The organism is Streptomyces sp. ALI-76-A, assembly GCF_030287445.1.
Classification (GTDB): Bacteria; Actinomycetota; Actinomycetes; order Streptomycetales; family Streptomycetaceae; genus Streptomyces.
The window spans coordinates 5,767,509-5,786,489 of record NZ_JASVWB010000002.1; the positions used below are offsets into that span (position 1 = coordinate 5,767,509).

At 72.1% G+C, this 18,981-nt stretch carries 17 protein-coding genes and 1 pseudogene; 9 read left to right on the plus strand and 9 right to left on the minus strand.

Annotated features, from left to right (window positions below):
* Nucleotides 1–251: 251 nt before the first annotated feature.
* From QQS16_RS26895 to QQS16_RS26905, 3 genes are all read left to right on the plus strand, one after another.
* Nucleotides 252–2,267 (plus strand): S1C family serine protease, encoded by a 2,016-nt coding sequence (locus tag QQS16_RS26895; protein ID WP_286064547.1) that lies wholly within the window; start codon nucleotides 252–254, stop codon nucleotides 2,265–2,267.
* Nucleotides 2,268–2,509: 242 nt separating this feature from the next.
* Nucleotides 2,510–2,947, plus strand: coding sequence for a sec-independent translocase (locus tag QQS16_RS26900; RefSeq protein ID WP_286064549.1), 438 nt, complete (start codon nucleotides 2,510–2,512; stop codon nucleotides 2,945–2,947).
* Nucleotides 2,948–3,162: 215 nt separating this feature from the next.
* Nucleotides 3,163–3,819: a hypothetical protein gene (locus tag QQS16_RS26905; RefSeq protein WP_286064550.1), complete on the plus strand. Its 657-nt coding sequence runs from the start codon at nucleotides 3,163–3,165 to the stop codon at nucleotides 3,817–3,819.
* 59 nt (nucleotides 3,820–3,878) lie between these two features.
* Here the strand turns inward: QQS16_RS26905 and QQS16_RS26910 are convergent, their stop codons facing one another.
* Genes QQS16_RS26910 through QQS16_RS26920 form a run of 3 tightly spaced genes read right to left on the minus strand, consistent with a single transcriptional unit; the run spans nucleotide 3,879 to nucleotide 6,967 of the window.
* Nucleotides 3,879–5,012 carry an Mrp/NBP35 family ATP-binding protein gene (locus QQS16_RS26910; protein WP_286064552.1) on the minus strand — a complete coding sequence of 378 codons (1,134 nt, stop codon included), beginning with the start codon at nucleotides 5,010–5,012 and terminating at the stop codon, nucleotides 3,879–3,881.
* A 43-nt stretch (nucleotides 5,013–5,055) separates the two neighbouring features.
* Entirely contained in the window at nucleotides 5,056–5,646 is a 591-nt protein-coding gene (locus QQS16_RS26915; RefSeq protein WP_286064553.1) for a DUF1003 domain-containing protein, read from the minus strand.
* Nucleotides 5,636–6,967 carry a magnesium transporter MgtE N-terminal domain-containing protein gene (locus QQS16_RS26920; protein ID WP_286064554.1) on the minus strand — a complete coding sequence of 444 codons (1,332 nt, stop codon included), beginning with the start codon at nucleotides 6,965–6,967 and terminating at the stop codon, nucleotides 5,636–5,638. Before QQS16_RS26920 ends, QQS16_RS26915 begins: the two co-directional genes overlap by 11 nt.
* 223 nt (nucleotides 6,968–7,190) lie before the next feature.
* On the opposite strand from QQS16_RS26920, the gene QQS16_RS26925 reads away from it, so the two are divergent.
* Nucleotides 7,191–7,946 carry a hypothetical protein gene (locus QQS16_RS26925; RefSeq protein WP_286064556.1) on the plus strand — a complete coding sequence of 252 codons (756 nt, stop codon included), beginning with the start codon at nucleotides 7,191–7,193 and terminating at the stop codon, nucleotides 7,944–7,946.
* 41 nt (nucleotides 7,947–7,987) lie between these two features.
* Here the strand turns inward: QQS16_RS26925 and QQS16_RS26930 are convergent, their stop codons facing one another.
* Together QQS16_RS26930 and QQS16_RS26935 are read right to left on the minus strand one after the other, a co-directional pair.
* Nucleotides 7,988–8,500 carry a hypothetical protein gene (locus tag QQS16_RS26930; RefSeq protein ID WP_286064558.1) on the minus strand — a complete coding sequence of 171 codons (513 nt, stop codon included), beginning with the start codon at nucleotides 8,498–8,500 and terminating at the stop codon, nucleotides 7,988–7,990.
* A gap of 23 nt (nucleotides 8,501–8,523) precedes the next feature.
* Nucleotides 8,524–9,642: a magnesium and cobalt transport protein CorA gene (locus QQS16_RS26935; protein WP_286064559.1), complete on the minus strand. Its 1,119-nt coding sequence runs from the start codon at nucleotides 9,640–9,642 to the stop codon at nucleotides 8,524–8,526.
* 475 nt (nucleotides 9,643–10,117) lie between these two features.
* Between QQS16_RS26935 and QQS16_RS26940 the strand changes: the two genes are divergently transcribed.
* Nucleotides 10,118–10,702, plus strand: coding sequence for a suppressor of fused domain protein (locus tag QQS16_RS26940; protein WP_286064561.1), 585 nt, complete (start codon nucleotides 10,118–10,120; stop codon nucleotides 10,700–10,702).
* Nucleotides 10,703–10,745: 43 nt separating this feature from the next.
* Here the strand turns inward: QQS16_RS26940 and QQS16_RS26945 are convergent.
* Nucleotides 10,746–10,943, minus strand: a pseudogene (locus QQS16_RS26945) (MFS transporter); the annotation flags it as partial.
* A 138-nt stretch (nucleotides 10,944–11,081) separates the two neighbouring features.
* On the opposite strand from QQS16_RS26945, the gene QQS16_RS26950 reads away from it, so the two are divergent.
* The 3 genes from QQS16_RS26950 (at nucleotide 11,082) to QQS16_RS26960 (ending at nucleotide 13,410) form a co-directional block, all read left to right on the plus strand.
* Nucleotides 11,082–11,723, plus strand: a complete 642-nt coding sequence (locus QQS16_RS26950) for a DUF6758 family protein (RefSeq protein WP_286064563.1) — start codon at nucleotides 11,082–11,084, stop codon at nucleotides 11,721–11,723.
* A gap of 166 nt (nucleotides 11,724–11,889) precedes the next feature.
* Nucleotides 11,890–12,747, plus strand: coding sequence for a PHP domain-containing protein (locus tag QQS16_RS26955; protein WP_286066468.1), 858 nt, complete (start codon nucleotides 11,890–11,892; stop codon nucleotides 12,745–12,747).
* Nucleotides 12,748–12,804: 57 nt separating this feature from the next.
* Complete coding sequence (locus QQS16_RS26960) at nucleotides 12,805–13,410, plus strand: MarC family protein (RefSeq protein ID WP_286064564.1); 606 nt, start codon at nucleotides 12,805–12,807, stop codon at nucleotides 13,408–13,410.
* A 76-nt stretch (nucleotides 13,411–13,486) separates the two neighbouring features.
* Here QQS16_RS26960 and QQS16_RS26965 read toward each other — a convergent pair whose 3' ends face one another.
* The gene (locus tag QQS16_RS26965) at nucleotides 13,487–13,639 is read right to left on the minus strand and encodes a DUF8834 family protein (RefSeq protein ID WP_217241068.1); all 153 of its coding nucleotides are present in this window, start codon (nucleotides 13,637–13,639) and stop codon (nucleotides 13,487–13,489) included.
* Nucleotides 13,640–13,875: 236 nt separating this feature from the next.
* Between QQS16_RS26965 and QQS16_RS26970 the strand changes: the two genes are divergently transcribed.
* Nucleotides 13,876–14,769 carry an NYN domain-containing protein gene (locus QQS16_RS26970; protein ID WP_286064566.1) on the plus strand — a complete coding sequence of 298 codons (894 nt, stop codon included), beginning with the start codon at nucleotides 13,876–13,878 and terminating at the stop codon, nucleotides 14,767–14,769.
* Between the two features lie 91 nt (nucleotides 14,770–14,860).
* On the opposite strand, the gene QQS16_RS26975 is transcribed toward QQS16_RS26970, so the two are convergent.
* Nucleotides 14,861–15,760, minus strand: coding sequence for an alpha/beta fold hydrolase (locus tag QQS16_RS26975; RefSeq protein WP_286064568.1), 900 nt, complete (start codon nucleotides 15,758–15,760; stop codon nucleotides 14,861–14,863).
* 81 nt (nucleotides 15,761–15,841) lie between these two features.
* Nucleotides 15,842–18,640: a DEAD/DEAH box helicase gene (locus QQS16_RS26980; protein WP_286066469.1), complete on the minus strand. Its 2,799-nt coding sequence runs from the start codon at nucleotides 18,638–18,640 to the stop codon at nucleotides 15,842–15,844.
* Nucleotides 18,641–18,981: the final 341 nt, after the last annotated feature.

Here is an 18,981-nt window from a genome sequence, read left to right on the forward strand (position 1 = left end):
GCCCGCGAACCTGGTTGAATTCCAGGGAAGTCGACGAACGTCGGCCACCGCCGACGAGCCGTGCGGGGGCCGGGGCCGGTCCTGGCTGATCAGAAGCGGGGAAGCCACGGTTTCTCGTCGGTGACTTCTCATCGGGCTTCTCGTCGGTGACCGACGACAGCGTGGCCGGAGTCCCCGGGTGGGGGGCGAGGTCCCGTGTCTGCGGCATGATCCGCCGGACAGGTCCTGGAGGCCGTGACTGTGGGGAGAACATGAACGAGGGGAAGCCGGCGAAGGCGGACGGACCGGCACCGAGGCCGGCACCGTACGAGGTGCCCGAGGTGCCCGAGGTGCCGGACGTGAGCGCCGACCGGTGGCGGGGTGCCGGGGCAGCCGCCCACGACGCCGATTCCGAGGGCGACTTCGCACTCAGGGCACCGGACGAGGCACCCGGCCCGGCCGCGGAGAGTCCGGCTCCTGCCGGGGGCGACTTCGCCCTGCCGGCGCCCCAGGCCCCGGCCGTCCCGGAGGGTGACTACCAGCTCAGGGACCCGGAGGCCGCCCCTGACGGCCGGCTGCGGCCTGGTGTTGCGGGAGGCGGGACCGCGCTTGCGGAGCGGCCGCGGCCTGGCGCCGAGTCGGAGACCGCCACCGCCGGGCAGCAGTGGCTCCGTGCCGGGGACGAGACCGCTCCCGGCGACGACCAGCAGGCCGGTGCGTCCGTGGCCGGGGGCGCCTCCGGCCCCGTCGCCGACCGTCCCCGGCCCCTGCACGACCCCGACCCCTACAGCACCCCGCCGTACGGTGAACCGGGCCCCTGGGCGCCCGCTCCGCCCGTGCAGCACCCGGCGGGCACCCCGGCAGAGGGCACAGCCCTGCCGGTGCCCGCTCCGCCGCCGCAGGGGACGCCCGTCGCACCGCCGGCACCGGGCACGGTCGCCGAGCCCTACGCGCCCGCCCACGCCGTCCAGAAGCCGGCACCGGCCCCGGCACCGAACCCGGTCCCCGCACCTGCCCCCGCCGCCGTGAGCCCCCCACCCCCCGCCACCGTCCCCATGACCGCCACCACACCCGACAGCCCGTCCCCCTTCACCCCCTGGCAGAACTACGACCCCTGGGCCCCCGTGGCCGCGCCCTTGCAGCAGAGCGGGGCCGGTGTCGTCAGTCGGGAGCAGCGGCGCAGGCGGGTCCGGACGGTGGCCGTCGGGGCCGCCGTGCTGCTGGCGCTCGTGTCCGGAGGGGTCGGCGGCGTCGTCGGGGCGTATCTGGAACGGAACGGGGGGATGGGGAACGTGGAGCTGCCGCAGACGGCCGCGGAGCCCGCCGGGCGGGACGCGGACAGTGTGGCCGGGATCGCCGCGCGGGCCCTGCCCAGCGTGGTGACCCTGCATGTGTCCGGTTCCGAGGACCAGGGCACCGGCACCGGGTTCGTGCTCGACGACCGAGGCCACATCCTCACCAACAACCACGTCGTGGAGCCCGCCGGGTCCGACGGCCGGATATCCGTGACGTTCCACAGCGGTGACACCTCCGAGGCCACCGTCGTCGGCCGGGACAGCGGCTACGACCTCGCCGTCGTCAAGGTCAAGGGGGTCAGCGGCCTGAAGCCCCTGCCCCTCGGCAACTCCGACAACGTCCAGGTCGGTGACCCGGTCGTGGCCATCGGCGCCCCCTTCGACCTGGCGGGCACCGTCACCTCCGGCATCATCAGCGCCAAGGAGCGGCCCATCACGGCCGGCGGCGAGAGCGGCGACGCGAGTGACGTGTCGTACGTCGACGCCCTCCAGACGGACGCGCCCATCAACCCCGGCAACTCGGGCGGCCCGCTGCTCGACGCGCAGGCCCGCGTCATCGGCATCAACTCCGCCATCCGCTCCGCCGACAGCGGCACGGCCCCGGAGGGCGGCCAGGCCGGCTCCATCGGCCTCGGGTTCGCCATACCGGTCAACCAGGGCAAGCGCGTCGCCGAGGAGCTGATCAACACCGGGCGGGCGACCCACCCGGTCATCGGCGTCACCCTCGACATGGACTACGACGGCGACGGTGCCCGCGTCGGCACGAAGAGCGGTGCCGGCGGTCCGGCGGTCGTCGTGGGCGGTCCCGGTGACCGCGCCGGGATCAGGGCCGGCGACGTCATCACCGAGGTCGACGGCCGACCCGTCCGGTCCGGTGAGGAGCTCATCGTCAAGACCCGCGCCCACCGCCCCGGCGACCGCCTCGAACTCACCGTGCAGCGCGACGGCGAGGAGAGGACCGTCTCGCTGGTCCTCGGCTCCTCCGGTGACTGACGGAGGGCGGTGGGCACCGGGTCACGGACGGACGGCGATCGACAGAAACCTCACAGGCGGAGTGCCCGGACCCCGTCCCGCACGGAGGAGAACGCGGGAGAGCCACCGTCCGGACGCAGTCGGAACGCCCGGGACAGTACCGGTCGTACGCGATGGCCGGGTACCGTGGACCCGGCCCGGACCACGGACGACCGCACAGACCACCGAGGGCCGCGGACCGAGGACATCGCAAGGAGCTTCAGGTGTTCAATGACATAGGACCGCTCGAGCTGGTCACGCTCGTTGTCCTCGCCGTGCTCGTCTTCGGTCCGGACAAGCTCCCGAAGGTCATCCAGGACGTCATGCGGACCGTACGCAAGATCCGTGAGTTCTCGGAGAGCGCCAAGCAGGACATCCGGCAGGAACTGGGCCCGGAGTTCAAGGACTTCGAGTTCGAGGACCTCAACCCCAAGACGTTCATCCGCAAGCAGCTGGACAACGACGAACTGGGGCTCAAGGAGATCCGCAACGGCTTCGACCTGAAGAAGGAGATGGCCGAGGTCACCGACGCGGTGCACGGCCGCGACGCGGATTCCGCCACGACCGCGGCCTCCGGGTCCTCCGGGGGCGGCCTCGACATGACGAAGAAGCCCGAGAAGCCCGAGGACGACCGTCCGCCCTTCGACGCGGACGCCACCTGAGCGAAGGCCCGGCGCGTCGGTACGTGACGCGTTTCATACTCGTTCCCGCCGCCGTACGGCCGCAACGGACCCTCCGGACGCCCCGCGCGCCGGGTGCTTTCCCTGCTGCTCGGGATGGGGTGGCTATGCTGCCGAGTTGTTGTGCGGTCCGGACGAGTACGCCCGAAGGGGGGTGGGCCGTCCGGCCCGACGAGAGCGAGGAGGCGTCCGGGCACATGGAGACGACGAGTCGGGCAGTCGCGCAGACGCCGGTCGCGGAGGGCGGACAACAGGTCCCCTCCGCCCGGCGCACGGTCGACGGCTACCTGCTGGCGCCCTTCCCGTGGTACGGCCTCGACGAGGCCTTCACGGGGCCGCGCTGGCTGATGCAGGTCGGCACGGCGGCCGACGGGGCCGTCGAGCACGGTTCGATCGGGCACGGCGACGAGCCCTCCGTACGGAACGAGGGCACGGAGGACAAGGGGAAGTTCGCGGTGGTGGTCACCGTCGCGGCGAATCCCGATCGGCGCAGCGCGGACGGTACGGGGCTGCTGGAGGCCACGTCGGTGTCCTCGGCGGCCTGGCTCGCGGGGGTGGGACTGCTGTCGTTCACCTGGCCCGGGCAGATGGACCACTCACTGCGGGACGACTGGCTGGAGCAGCAGACCGAGACGGCGTGGGCCCTGGCCGACGACCTGGACGGCTCCGACTGGTCGACGCTCTCCCTCCCGGTGGACGGGGTGCCCACGCCCTTCCACTACCGGGAGTCCGAGTTCGGCTGGGTGCTCGCTGGACCCACTCAGGAGGGCGTGCACGTGGGCGCGTACGGCCGAGGGATGAGCGCGTACGGACTCGGGTTCGCGATGATCAAGGACATCTCGGCCTACGCGTAGCCGGGGACACGAGCACGGGGGCGCCGTCCGGTGACGGCGCCCCCGTGCTCGTACCGAGGTCAGAACTTGTTGCGGGGCGTGATCCCCAGCGACAGGCCCGACAGGCCCCGCTGCCGTCCGCCCAGCTTGCCGGCGATGGCCCGCAGCGCGGCGCCCGCCGGGGAGTCCGGATCGGTCAGGACCACCGGCTTGCCCTCGTCGCCGCCCTCGCGCAGGCGGACGTCGATCGGGATGCTGCCCAGGACCGGGACGTTCGTGCCCGTCGTACGGGTCAGGCCGTCCGCCACCGACTGGCCGCCGCCCGTGCCGAAGACGTCGACCATCTCGTCGCAGTGCGGGCAGGGCAGGCCGGACATGTTCTCGACCACGCCGACGATCTTCTGGTGGGTCTGGACGGCGATGGAGCCCGCCCGTTCGGCCACCTCGGCGGCCGCCTGCTGAGGCGTGGTGACCACCAGGATCTCCGCGTTCGGGACCAGCTGCGCCACCGAGATGGCGATGTCGCCGGTGCCCGGCGGGAGGTCGAGCAGCAGGACGTCCAGGTCGCCCCAGTAGACGTCCGCCAGGAACTGCTGGAGGGCGCGGTGCAGCATCGGGCCGCGCCAGACGACCGGGGCGTTGCCCGGGGTGAACATGCCGATCGAGATGACCTTCACGCCGTGCGCGGACGGCGGCATGATCATGTTCTCGACCTGGGTCGGACGGCCGTCGGCGCCCAGCATGCGCGGCACGCTGTGGCCGTAGATGTCGGCGTCCACGACACCGACCTTCAGCCCGTCGGCCGCCATCGCCGCCGCCAGGTTCACCGTCACCGAGGACTTGCCGACGCCGCCCTTGCCGGAGGCGACCGCGTACACCCGCGTGAGCGAGCCCGGCTTGGCGAAGGGGACCTCACGCTCGGTCTGGCCGCCCCGCAGTGCGGACGCCAGCTCCTTGCGCTGTTCGTCGCTCATGACGTCGAGTTCGACGTCGACGCGGGTGACGCCCTCGACCGCCGAGACGGCGTCCGTCACCCGCTGCGTGATCGTCTCGCGCATGGGGCAGCCGGAGACCGTCAGGTACACGGCGACCGCGACCGCTCCGTCCGCGCCGATCTCCACGGACTTGACCATCCCGAGTTCGGTGATGGGTCGGTTGATCTCGGGGTCGTTCACCGTCGCCAGTGCTTCACGCACCGCGTCTTCCGTAGCCATAGGGTCGATGGTACGGCGCCGCACACGGCCCTGGGGAAGCCTGTCACCGGTCGTCTGCGTCACGTACCCGCGACCGTTCTGCCGGGAATACGACATGGCCGTCGTGCCGCTCGTCCAATTCCTTCACGAGGTCCTGTAGCTCCGAGCGGATCCAGTCACGGGTCGCCACCTCGCCGAGGCCGATCCTGAGCGCGGCGATCTCCCGGGTCAGGTACTCGGTGTCCGCGATGGACCGCTCGTTCTGCTTGCGGTCCTGTTCGAGATTGACCCGGTCGCGGTCGTCCTGCCGGTTCTGCGCGAGCAGGATCAGCGGGGCCGCGTAGGAGGCCTGGAGGGACAGCATCAGCGTCAGGAAGATGAAGGGGTAGCTGTCGAAGCGCAGGTCGCGGGGCGCGAAGATGTTCCACAGCACCCAGCAGATGATGGCGATCGTCATCCAGACGATGAACCGTCCCGTGCCCAGGAAGCGCGCGATGCGCTCCGACAGCCGGCCGAAGGCCTCCGGATCCCACTCGGGCAGCACCCGGCGCCGGGTCGGCCGGGGCTGGTCCAGACGCGGGGTGCGGTGGCGGGTGCTCGCGGTGGCCCCGGCGGGCGTGCGCTCGCGAGACCCGGTCTCACGGTCAGGCGTCATCGGAAGCCACCCCCCGGTCCTGCTCCTCGTCGGCGGTGCCTTGGTCCGCTTCCCCGGTCTCGTTCTCGTCGAGGTCGAACTCGGTCTCCCGCCAGTCCTCCGGCAGCATGTGGTCGAGCACGTCGTCCACGGTCACCGCGCCCAGCAGCGCCCCGGAGTCGTCGACGACGGGCGCCGCGACCATGTCGTACGTCGCGAAGAACCCGGCGACCAGCGGCAGCGTCGCGTCCGGGTCGAGGGGCTGTAGGTCGTCGTCGATGATCGAGCTGACCAGGGTGTACGGAGGGTCGCGCAGCAGCCGCTGGAAGTGGACCGTGCCCAGGTACTTGCCGGTCGGCGTCTCGTCGGGCGGGCGGCACACGTAGACCTGGGCGGCGAGGGCGGGGGACAGATCGGCGTTGCGGACGCGGGCGAGGGCGTCGGCGACGGTGGCGTCCGGCCGCAGCACGATCGGCTCGGTCGTCATCAGACCGCCGGCCGTGTGCTCCTCGTACGCCATCAGGCGCCGCATGTCGGCCGCGTCGGCGGGCTTCATCAGGCTCAGCAGCCGCTCCTGGTCCTCCGTCGGCAGCTCGGCGAGCAGGTCGGCCGCGTCGTCCGGGTCCATGGCCTCCAGGACGTCGGCGGCGCGCTCCTCCTTCAGCTTGCCGAGGATCTCGATCTGGTCGTCCTCCGGGAGCTCTTCGAGCACGTCGGCGAGACGGTCGTCGTCGAGGGCGGCGGCGACCTCCGCGCGCCGCTTGGGCGACAGATGGTGCAGCACGTTCGCGAGGTCGGCCGGGCGCAGCTGCTCGAAGGTGGCCAGGAGGCTCTCCGCGCCCTGTCCGTGCTCCTCCAGGGAGAACCCGGTGACGGCGGACCACTCGACGGTCAGGCTCTCGCCCTTGCGCCGGAAGGCGCCGCCCTTGCCGCCCTTGCGGACGAACGCGCGGTCGATCTCCCAGTCCCGGCGGGCCGGCAGCTGCTGCACCGACAGGTCCAGGACGGTGACCTGCTCGCCGGTCTCCACCAGCGTGACGCGCCGGTCGAGGAGCTCGCCGAAGACCAGCCGCTCGGTGGGCCGTTGCTCGAAACGGCGGACGTTGAGCACGCCGGTGGTGATGACCTGGCCGGACTCGATGCTGGTCACCCGGGTCATGGGCAGGAAGATCCGGCGGCGCGTGGCGAGTTCGACGACCAGCCCGAGCAGGCGTGGCGGGCGCCGGGCCACGCGCAGCATCACGACCAGGTCGCGCACGCGGCCGACCTGGTCGCCGGTCGGGTCGAAGACGGCGACGCCGGACAGGTGCGAGACGAAGATCCGGGGGGCGCCGGCTGCCATGGCTGTGCTTCCTTTTCGTGCGGGGTTCGTCAGGAGTCGCATCGTGGGCTGCCTGATGGGTCTCTTTTCCGAATTGCCCGCTCGGATGGGCTTCAGGCTAGCCCGTCCCGATCGGATACGCCCTGGTGAGCGGTCCGGACGGACTGGCTCCGTCGGCACCGCGCGGCCCCGGTACGCTGCCGTACGCCGCTGAAGGTCCTTCGTCAGAAAGGCAGCCCCACCTGTGACTGCGATTCCCCGGCGCCGTGCCCCCAGGGCCGCTTCGGCGGGCGCGCTGTGCGCCCTGGGCGTGACGGTGCTGACGGGCTGCGGCGGCGAGGACCCGGACGCGGGCACCAACGGTGTCGGCAAGCTGCCGGCCGAGCAGATCCAGTCCCGGACCCGGACGGCCGCCGAGGCCGCCGACGCCGTGCGGCTGTCCGGCAACGTGGTCGCCAGCGGCCGTACGTACCGGCTCGACATGCGGCTGAAGGCCGACGGGGCCTCCGGGTCGGTCACCGCGGAGGGGGCCACCTTCCAGCTGCTGCGGGTCGGCGAGGCGCTCTTCCTGAAGGCGGACGCCGACTTCTGGACCGACGCGGACGGCAAGGGCGACGGCTCCGGCTCCGGGACGGACGCGGCGGCCGACAAGCTCGGCGACAAGTACGTGAAGGTGCCGCAGGGCGATCCCTCGTACAAGAAGTTCAGCGGTTTCACGGACATGGACGTCCTCCTCGACGGTCTGCTGACCCTGCACGGCACGGTGGCGACGGACGGCCGCCACCAGCAGGCGGGCGTCCGTACGATCCGCATCACCGGCGACGACGGTTCCGGCGGCACCCTGGACGTCTCCCTGGAGGGCACGCCGTACCCGGTCCGCCTGGTGCGGGCGGGAGGCGCGGGCACCCTGACCTTCTCGGCCTGGGGCAAGGACTTTCCCCTGGCCGAACCGGACGAGGACGAGACCGTGGACTACGGCAAGCAGCTGCCGACGTCCTAGCGGTCACCGTTGGTCCCGTCGGTCACCGCTCGTCCCGGCGGTCACCGCTTCTTGCGCCGCTTCAGCAGCAGCCTGGGCAGTCCCGCGGGGATGGCCTGTCGGGTGGTCGCCGGTGTCGGCAGGGGAGGAGCGGCCAGGTCGCCGTCGGGCAACGGCGCCCGCACGCCGGTCGGCTCCAGGCGGAGCACCCGGCATTCGCGCGCCCAGCGCTCCGTCATCGCCTCGCCGTCGGGCGCGTTCAGGCGCTTGCCCTTGAGCTCGGCGACCGCCGCGTCCCACGCCGGGGACCCGGGCGCCGGCTCCACGACCTTCGCCGTCCAGGAGACCAGCCGGCCGCCCTTGTCCTTGCTGCGGACCGTGACCTCGGCCTCGGTGCCCTCGGCCAGCCCCGGCAGCGGCTGCTCACCGGGTCCGTCGCCGACCAGACAGGCCGCGCCCTCGTGCCAGACGTGCCACAGGGCGCGGGCCGGGCCGCCGGGACCCCTGACCCAGATGAGGCCGGACTTCTTCGTGGCCTCCTCGACGAGGGCCTGGTCGAGCAGCTCGCTAGTCATGGGCTCAGCCTAACCAGGAGCTCTCAGAGCCAGCCGTTGCGCTTGAGGGTGCGGTGGATGCCCACACAGAGGGCCACCGTGACCGACATGATCACCGGGTAGCCGTACTTCCAGTGCAGCTCCGGCATGTGGTCGAAGTTCATGCCGTACACGCCGCACACCATCGTCGGCACGGCGATGATCGCGGCCCACGAGGTGATCTTGCGCATGTCCTCGTTCTGCGCGACGGACGCCTGCGCGAGGTTGGCCTGGAGGATCGAGTTGAGCAGTTCGTCGAAGCCGAGGACCTGCTCCTGGACGCGGGCGAGGTGGTCGGCGACGTCCCGGAAGTACTTCTGGATGTCCGGGTCGATCAGCCGCATCGGCCGCTCGCTCAGCAGCTGCATGGGCCGCAGCAGCGGCGACACCGCCCGCTTGAACTCCAGCACCTCCCGCTTGAGCTGGTAGATCCCCGCCGAGTCCACACCGCGCGAGACCCCGCCCCGTCGGCCGGGCGAGAAGACCTCGGTCTCCACCTCGTCGATGTCGTCCTGCACCGCGTCGGCGACCGCGATGTAACCGTCCACGACATGGTCCGCGATCGCGTGCAGCACCGCCGAGGGGCCCTTGGCGAGCAGCTCCGGGTCGTCCTGGAGCCGGTGGCGCAGTGCTCGCAGGGAGCCCTGGCCGCCGTGCCGGACGGTGATGAAGAAGTCCCGGCCGGTGAAGCACATGACCTCGCCGGTCTCGACGACCTCGCTGTTGGCGGTGACCCGGTCGTGCTCGACGTAGTGGATGGTCTTGAACACGGTGAACAGGGAGTCGTCGTAGCGCTCCAGCTTGGGCCGCTGGTGGGCCTGCACCGCGTCCTCCACGGCCAGCGGGTGCAGTCCGAACTCACTGGCGATGCCGGAGAACTCGGCCTCGGTCGGCTCGTGCAGGCCGATCCACACGAAGCCGCCGTCGCGGCGCACCACGCGCATCGCCTCGTGCGGAGTCAGCGGCGTCGGCGTCTCGAGGCGGGAGCCGTCGCGGTAGACGGCGCAGTCGATGACGGCGGAGGGCGTCAAGGGGTCACGGGTGGTGTCGTACAGGCCGGTGTCCTTGCGCAGGGAGACGCGGGACGGGCGGACGACGGCACGCAGGTCGCGGATCATCGACATGGGCTGGCTCCTTCGTGACAGGCAACGAAAGGCCGCCGACGACGGGTGGAACTACCCGGAATGGGGACGTCCTGGCTGCGGATGTTTGGCACGTCCACAAAGCGGGGAGCACCGCACCGTCGCGGTGGCGAGCTTCGCTACTGATACAGGTACTGATTCAGGCAGGCAGATCAGACAGATCAGGTAAGACGAAACGAAGCGCTCTTCCGCGGTGCAGTGAGTGCGAGAGGTGGCAGTCAGCCAGAGCCGGGGCAGCTACATCAGCGGCGGGAAGAGCGGGTGCTACTGCACGGTCGACTTCGGTCCATTGCAGCCCCACCTCCTCCGGCCGGTCCCTCGTGAGGGAGTCCCATCGGCGTCGGGGCTTGACCGCGACGCTTCTGCGTGCTGCCCCGAACCACCGGCCCAGAGTAGCAGCCGACCGAAGTGTCAAGGCGCTGGTTCGCCCGGTACTGACGAGTTCTATGCTCACCGCATGGTCGATGTTCTTCCTCTGGTCGAGGCCCGGTTGCGCACCGCGCTGGGCGAGCCGGACGCGCGCGCGGCGGTCACCTTTCTGGGTACGGACCGCATCGAGGTGCTGCGTTTCCAGGAGGGGGACGTCGTCCGTTACGCCTCGCTCGGCATGTCCGCCCAGCCGATGAGCGACCCGACCGCGATGCTCGCCGACCCGGTCAAGGGGCCGCGCGCCGAGCTGATCCTCTCCGTGCGCGCCGGCCGCGCCGAGACCGACAAGGCGCTCCGACCGCTCGCCGTGCTCGCCGCTTCCCCGCAGGTCGAGGGCGTGATCGTGGCGCCGGGCGCCTCCCTGGACGTCGGTGAGCCGCTGTGGCCCGGCGCCCCCTTCACCTCGGTCCTGGTCGCCGAGCCGGGCGGCCTGGTGGAGGACCTGGACCTCGACGAGCCCCTCGACCCGGTGCGGTTCCTGCCGCTCCTGCCCATGACCCCGAACGAGGCCGCCTGGAAGCGGGTGCACGGCGCGCAGGCCCTGCGGGAGCGCTGGCTGACGAACGGGACGGATCTTCGGGATCCGTCCCGCAGGTCCGTCCCACTGGACTGATCCCCCCGCGTGAGGAAGGTCACCAACCGATGGCCGGACGACATCAGTTGGTGAAGACGGTGACCCCGTCCTCCGTCGCGTGCCGTGGCTCCGGCTCCTCGGCGTCGTGCGCGAGCGTCTTCCGCCGTACGAGGACAACCAGGGCGCCGAGCGCGGCGGTGACCGCCGCCACCACGAACGGGACCCGGATGTCGGTCCACTCCTCGATCCTCGGCGCGAAGAACGGCGCGGCGGCGGCCGAGATGGTTGGTAGATGCACATAGCAAGTTGGCTCGGCTGATCCATGCGACCCACTTGTCTTGGGCCGGGTGGGCGGCTTCCGCCCGGACGGGTGATCGTCCCTTGACGTGGCGGGGCAGGGGTAGGACCGTGGGGCGCTATGAGGGGCGAACCCAGTTGCCCGAAGTGTGGTGGCCGGGTCAGGGCTCCCGGACTATTCGCCGATACCTGGCAGTGCGATGTGCACGGCAGCGTGCACCCGGTGCAGCCCGTGATCCCGCCCAGCGTCGAGGCCCTCGGAGTCGTGGTGCACCGCACGCAGGTGCCGGTGTGGATGCCGTGGCCGCTGCCGGTCGGCTGGCTGTTCACGGGCGTGGCCTGCGCCGGCGACGACCGCAGCGGCGGCCGGGCCACGGCGGTGGCCTGCTCCGGTCCCGGACCGCTCGGCGGCATGGGCGAACTGGTCCTGGTGGCCGAGGAGCTCGGCGTCGGTCTCGGCGCGCGGTACGCGGGCGTCGACGGCCCGGACCCGGGGCCGTACCTGAACGTCGAGAAGCCGCCCCAGACCAAGGTGCTGGCCGCCGGCCGCCCGACCCCGCTCTGGCTGGTCTCCGGCGCGCCGGACGACCGCGCGGTCTTCGCCGGCGAGGCGCTCGGCATGTGGCTGTGGGCGGTGGTGTGGCCCGAGCAGTCCGGCATGCTGATGTACGACGAACTGGTGCTGACCGATCTGCGGGACGCGGGCGCGGAGGTGGAGCTGGTGCCGTGCGGGGCGCTGTCGCCGCGTCTGCTGAAGCCGTAGGGCCCCGCGAGTGCGGTGTGAGGTGGCCCCGGATTCCCGCGTCCGGGAGGACCGGGCCCCACGCGTTTCGTAGGGGGCGCTAGGCCGTTGCGGGTGTGACAAGAGGGCTCGGACATCCGGTTATCCTTTGAACGTCCGCTTCCGTTCCCTTGCTCTGGAGTTCGCCGTGCGCATCGACCTGCACTGCCACTCCACCGCTTCCGACGGTACGGACACGCCGGCCGAGCTGGTGCGCAACGCCGCCGCGGCCGGTCTGGACGTCGTCGCGCTGACCGACCACGACACCACCCGCGGGCACGCCGACGCGATCGCCGCGCTGCCGCGAGGGCTCACCCTGGTCACCGGCGCCGAGCTGTCCTGCCGTGTCGACGGCATCAGCATGCACATGCTGGCCTACCTGTTCGATCCCGAGGAGCCGGCGCTGCTCGCCGAGCGCGAGCTGGTGCGGGACGACCGGGTGCCGCGGGCGCGCGGCATGGTCGCCAGGCTCCAGGAGCTGGGCGTGCCCGTCACCTGGGATCAGGTGGCGCGCATCGCCGGCGACGGTTCGGTCGGCCGCCCGCATGTCGCGACCGCGCTCGTCGAACTCGGGGTCGTCCCGACGGTGAACGACGCCTTCACCCGGGACTGGCTGGGCGACGGTGGCCGCGCCCATGTGGCGAAGCACGAGACCGACCCCTTCGAGGCGATCCGGCTGATCAAGGGCGCGGGCGGGGTCGCGGTGTTCGCGCACCCGGCGGCCGCCAAGCGGGGCCGTACCGTGCCCGAGGCCGTGATCGCGAAGATGGCCGCGGCCGGGCTGGACGGCATCGAGGTCGACCACATGGACCACGACGCCGAGGCGCGCGTCCGGCTGCGCGGGCTGGCCGCGGAGCTGGGGCTTGTGACCACCGGCTCCAGCGACTACCACGGCAGCCGCAAGACCTGCGTGCTCGGCGAGTACACGACGGACCCCGAGGTGTACGGGGAGATCACGCGGCGGGCGACGGGCGCCTTCCCCGTTCCGGGGGCCGGCGGGACCTGAGGCCCACCCCCCTCGCGTCCACGTCCGTTCCGTCCATCCCTCCTGCGCAAGGCCCTCATGTTCGACGTCGCCGTCTTCGGCTCCCTCTTCCTGACCCTCTTCGTCATCATGGATCCCCCCGGGATCACCCCGATCTTCCTCGCGCTGACCGCCGGGCGCCCGGCCAAGGTGCAGAAGCGGATGGCCTTCCAGGCCGTCTGCGTGGCCGGCGGGGTGATCACGGTGTTCGGTCTGCTCGGACACCAGATCCTCGACTACCTGCACGTCTCCGTGCCCGCGCTGATGATCGCGGGCGGGCTGCTGCTCCTGCTGATCGCCCTGGACCTGCTCACCGGCAAGACGGACGAGCCGAAGCAGACCAAGGACGTCAACGCGGCGCTCGTCCCCCTGGGCATCCCGCTGCTGGCCGGGCCGGGCGCCATCGTGTCGGTGATCCTGGCCGTGCAGCAGGCCGGCGGTGTCGCGACCCAGGTGTCGGTGTGGTCGGCGATCCTCGCCATCCACGTCGTGCTGTGGGTGGTGATGCGGTACTCGCTGCTGATCATCCGGGTCATCAAGGACGGCGGCGTGGTCCTGGTGACGCGCCTCGCGGGCATGATGCTCTCCGCCATCGCCGTCCAGCAGATCATCAACGGGGTCACGCAGGTCATCCAGGCGAGCTGACACTCGGGAACGCGCAGAGCCCCCGGCCGGCAGCGGTGCCGGAGGGGGCTCTGAAACCTGTAGAGGGATCCTGGTGTTACGAGGCCGAGGTCTCGGCCGGGCGGATCCACAGCCGCTGCCCGATCGCGGCAGCCTGCTGAACGATACGGTTGACGGAGGCGGCGTCCACGACGGTGCTGTCCACGGCCGTGCCGTCGACGTCGTCGAGTCGCATGATTTCGAAGCGCAAGGGCTTCTCCCTTCGTCTGGTCATCCTCCTGAGGAGAACTACTCGGTGGGTGCCTCACGGAGCATCGATGTCCGTGTTCCCTACGTAGTCAACGGGATGCGTGTTACAAGCATTCCCTACGCTAAGGAAATTTTTCGAACAGCTAATTACTGACCGGTAAGCGGTGTGGAAGGACAGGAAGGAGACTGACCGGGACCGGTTGTGTTCGCAGCGTGACCGCCGGGACAATGGAGCCAATGAACGACGACCTCGCGGCCCTCAGCGCCCGCATCGACCGCACCAACGAGCTGTTGCAGCGCATGCTCGCCGAGGTGGCGAAGACACCCTCGACCCATGCGATCTTCGTCGACGCGGGATACCTGTACGCGGCCGCGGGACGGCTCGTCGCCGGCACCGAGGACCGCCGCGCCTTCGAGCTCGACACCGAGGGCCTGATCGAGGCGCTCATCGACCGGGCCCGCATCATCTTCGCGGACAGCCGGCTGCTGCGGGTCTACTGGTACGACGGCGCCAGGCGCCGCATCCACACCGCGGAGCAGCAGTCGATCGCCGAACTCCCGGACGTGAAGGTCCGCCTCGGCAACCTGAACGCCAACAACCAGCAGAAGGGCGTCGACTCGCTGATCCGCTCCGACCTGGAGTCCCTCGCCCGGCACCGCGCCATCAGCGACGCGGCGCTGCTCGGCGGCGACGAGGACCTGGTCTCGGCGGTGGAGGCGGCACAGGGGTACGGCGCCCGCGTGCACCTGTGGGGCATCGAGGCACCCGAGGGCCGCAACCAGGCGGAACCGCTGCTCTGGGAGGTCGACAGCCAGCGCACCTTCGACCTCGACTTCTTCAAGCCGTACGTCTCCCGGCGCGCGGCTCCCGCCTACGAGGCGGCGGCGGCCCGGCCCGCCCGCGAGGACGTCCGGTTCGTGGGCGCGCAGATCGCGGCGAAGTGGCTGGCGGCGCGAGGCCGCGAGGCACTGGTGGAACTCCTGCCGGGTCATCCGTATCTGCCCGGCTCCGTGGACCAGGACCTGCTGGTGGAGGCGGAGGGCCTGCTCCAGTACTCCCTCCGGGGCCAGTCCGACCTGCGCCGGTCCCTGCGGGACGGGTTCTGGGACCACTTGCGGACGCAGTACTAGCGGGTACTGGCGGGGCTGCCGGGTACCGGCAGGTACCGGCGGCCTGTTGCGCGGACGCGGTGCCGGCGGGGCCGCCTGTGCCGACGCCGTGCTAAGGCGTCTTCCGCGGGGCGTCCGCCGTGGTGTCCGCCGTGGTGTCCCAGAAGTCGGCGAGGGCGCGGGCGGTCGGCAGGGGCTGGTCCGCGTTCGGGGAGTGCTCGGCGCCCGGAATGACCGTCCGGCGGGCCCTCAGCCGTACGGCCATGGCGTCCAGGAGCGCCACCGGCCAGGTGTCGTCGTAGGCGCCGGACAGCACGTGGAACGGCAGCGGGACGGCGGCCAGTTCGGCGACGCGGTCCGGTTCGCCGCACAACTGGCGGCCGGTGGCGAGGAGTTGGGCCGGCCTGGTGCCCAGCCAGCGACGGCGCAGCTGGTCCGCGTCCCCGATGCCGAGGGCGGGCCCGCCGACCTCCTCCGGCGGCCCCATCGCCTGGATCGCCTCCCACACCTCGGCCATGCCCATCACGGCGAGCGCGTCCCGCAGCAGTTTCACGCGCTGCTGCTGGGAGTCGGAGATCTGCGCCGGGCCGGAGGAGACGAGGGTGAGCGAACGGAAGGGGGAGTGGTCGAGCAGGACGGCCGCACGGGCGATCTGTCCGCCGAGGGAGTGCCCGAGCAGATGCACGGGCGTCCCGAGGGCCTCGGCCTGCGCGAGCACGTCCCGGGCCAGTTGGTCCTGGGCGTAGGCGGACTCGTCGAGTTCGGGCCCGTCCGACTCGAACTGCCCGCGTCCGTCCACGGCCACGACCCGGTATCCGCGCGCCACGAGGGGCTCGTGCAGCAGGGTGAAGTCCTCCTTGCTGCCGGTGAACCCGGGCAGCATCAGCACCGTCCCCTTCGTCTCGGCTCCGGGGCCCAGGGGCGAATCGACGACGGCGAAGTCACCGCGCGCGGTGCGCAGGGGGTACGCGCGGGCGCCCGGGGGCGGGGTGAAGGAGACGCGACGGCTCACGGGGGGAGCGTAGCGGGTGACCCGGGGCCGAACGCCGACGGCCCGGTTCACGGGAGGTGAACCGGGCCGTCGGACAGGGGATCAGCTGTCCGCGGGCTCCGTGGCGGCCGTGGCCTTACGGGCCCGACGTACCCTCGGCTTCGCCTCGGCCGTCTCGCCCGAGGCCTCGGCGGGAGCCGCCGTCGCCTTGCTGGTCCGGCGCCGGGGCGTGACCTCCGGCTCCTCGGAGGCCTGCGCCGGGATGCCGGCGGCGGAGGCCGCCGCGGCGGACTCCGCGGCAGGCGTGGCCTTGCGGGTCCGACGCGCCTTGGGCTTCGCCTCGGCGCCCTCCGCCGTGTCCACGGCGGCCTCGGCCTTGACAGCGGTCCTGGCAGCGGTCTTGCGGGCGCGCCGGGGCTTGGCCTCGGCCGCCTCGGCCATGTCGTCGGCGGCCTTGGCCGCCGCCGCCTTGTGGGTGAGGCGAGGCTTGGCCTCGGTACCTTCCGCCGCGTCCGTGGCAGCGGCGGCAGCCGTCTTCCGGGTGCGACGCGGCTTGGCCTCCGCGGTGTCCGACGGCTCCGCGCTCTCCGTTGTCACGGCGGGCACGGCGGCCTTGCGGGTACGGCGACGGGGCGCGGGCTGCGCGGCCTCGGCCGCGTCCACGGCTGCTTCGGCCTTGACCTCGACCTCGGCCTCGGCCTTGGCAGCGGTCTTGCGGGTGCGCCGGGGCTTGGCCTCGGCACCCTCTGCGCTGTCCACCGCCGCCTCGGCCGGCGCCGCGGTCTTGCGCGTACGGCGCGGCCCGGCCGCGGCGGGCTCCGGCTCCTGGGTCGTCTGGGCCGGGATCCCGGCGGTGACGTCCGCGACCGGCGCGGGCTCGGCGGCCTTGCGCGTACGGCGACGCGGCGTGGCCTTGGTGGCCTCGACGGTGTCGACAGCGGCCTCGGCCTCGGCGGGAGCCGCCACGGCCTTGCGGGTACGACGACGGGGCTTGGCCTCCGCGGTCTCCGGGGCGGCCTCGGTCGTCCCCTCGGCGGCGTCGACGGCGGTCTCGGCCGCGGCCGAGGTCGTCGCCGTGGCCGTTGCCTTGCGGGTACGACGGCGCGGTGCGGTGGCGGGAGCCTCGGGCTCCGACACCGCGGGCGCCTCCGAGACCTGCACCGCCTCCGCGACCGGTTCCACGGTCACGGGCGTCGCGGCCGGCTCGGACGGCGTGACCGCCGCCTCCGCGGGCTTGCGGGTACGGCGCCGACGCGTCTTGGCCGGTGCCTCCTGAGCGTCCACGGCAACCGTGCCCTCGGCCGTCGTGACGGCGGTCTGCGCGGCTGCTTCGGGCGCCTGGGGGGCCTCGGGCACCACTGCCTCGACACCCGCGGCCGTCGGCAGGACCTCGCCCTGCGCGCCGCCGCGGGTACGGCGGCGACGACGCGGGGCGCGGGGCGCGGTGTCCTCCGACGAGACCGGTGTGACCGCCGACTCGACCGCCGGCTCGTTCGTCGCCGGCACGCTCAGCTCGGCGCCCGCGGAGGGCGCCGTGGCGTCCATCGGCGTCCCACTGCGCGTACGGCGACGGCGACGCGGCGTGCGGGCGGCACGCTCGCTGTCGGCGGACCGGGACTCGTCCCGGCCTCCACGGTCACCTCGGCCGCCCCGGCTGTCCTGGCCGCCGCGCCCGCCCCGGTCACCACGACCGCGCGCACCGCGGCCGCCGGTCTCGCCCAGGTCCTCCACTTCCTCCGCGCCGAGTCCGGCACGCGTGCGCTCGGCGCGCGGCAGGACACCCTTGGTGCCCGCGGGGATGCTGAGCTCCTCGAAGAGGTGCGGGGAGGTGGAGTACGTCTCCGGCGGGTTGTTGAACCCGAGGTCCAGCGCCTTGTTGATGAGCTGCCAGCGCGGGATGTCGTCCCAGTCGACGAGGGTGATCGCGATGCCCTTGGCACCCGCGCGGCCGGTACGGCCGATGCGGTGCAGGTACGTCTTCTCGTCTTCCGGCGACTGGTAGTTGATGACGTGGGTGACACCCTCGACGTCGATGCCGCGCGCGGCGACGTCGGTGCAGACGAGGACGTCCACCTTGCCGTTGCGGAACGCGCGCAGCGCCTGCTCGCGCGCGCCCTGGCCGAGGTCGCCGTGGACCGCGCCGGAGGCGAAACCGCGCTGCTGGAGCTGGTCGGCCAGGTCGGCCGCCGTCCGCTTGGTGCGGCAGAAGACCATGGCCAGTCCTCGGCCGTCGGCCTGCAGTATGCGCGCGACCATCTCGGGCTTGTCCATGTTGTGCGCGCGGTAGATGAACTGCGCGGTGTTGCGGACCGTCTGCCCCGCGTCGTCCGGCGAGGTGGCGCTGATGTGCGTGGGCTGCGACATGTAGCGGCGCGCGAGGCCGATGACCGCGCCCGGCATGGTCGCCGAGAACAGCATGGTCTGGCGGCGGGCCGGCAGCATGTTGATGATCTTCTCGACGTCGGGCAGGAAGCCCAGGTCGAGCATCTCGTCGGCCTCGTCGAGGACGAGCGCCTTGATGTGCTTGAGGTCCAGCTTCTTCTGGCCCGCCAGGTCCAGCAGACGGCCCGGGGTGCCGACGATCACGTCGACGCCCTTCTTGAGGGCCTCGACCTGGGGCTCGTACGCCCGGCCGCCGTAGATGGCCAGCACGCGGACGTTGCGCACCTTGCCCGCGGTCAGCAGGTCGTTGGTGACCTGCGTGCACAGCTCGCGGGTGGGTACGACGACGAGCGCCTGCGGGGCGTCGGTGAGCTGCTCGGGCTTGGCGCGGCCGGCCTCGACGTCGGCGGGAACGGTGACGCGCTCGAGGAGCGGGAGGCCGAAGCCCAGCGTCTTGCCGGTGCCGGTCTTGGCCTGGCCGATGACGTCGTTGCCCGAGAGGGCGACGGGAAGCGTCATCTCCTGGATGGGGAAGGGGGTCATGATGCCGACGGCCTCGAGTGCTTCGGCCGTCTCGGGGAGGATTCCGAGGTCTCGGAAAGTCGTAGTCAGGGTGCTGCCTCTTCTGTGTGGGCGGTGCGAGGCGAGCGCGGGGGTCGTCTGGGACCGTGCTGGGGACGTCGACTGCCTTACGGGCGAGCCGTATGACACGGGACCACTGCCGACGCTCTAGCGCTCGTACCGCTGAGGGTCCCCCTCCGGACTCCGTACGCACAGTGCGCCGTACGGACGAGGAGGGCTGTCGGGTCGGAGCCGATCGGGCCACCGACCGGGCATCCTCATTCGTGCGGCCCGTCGAG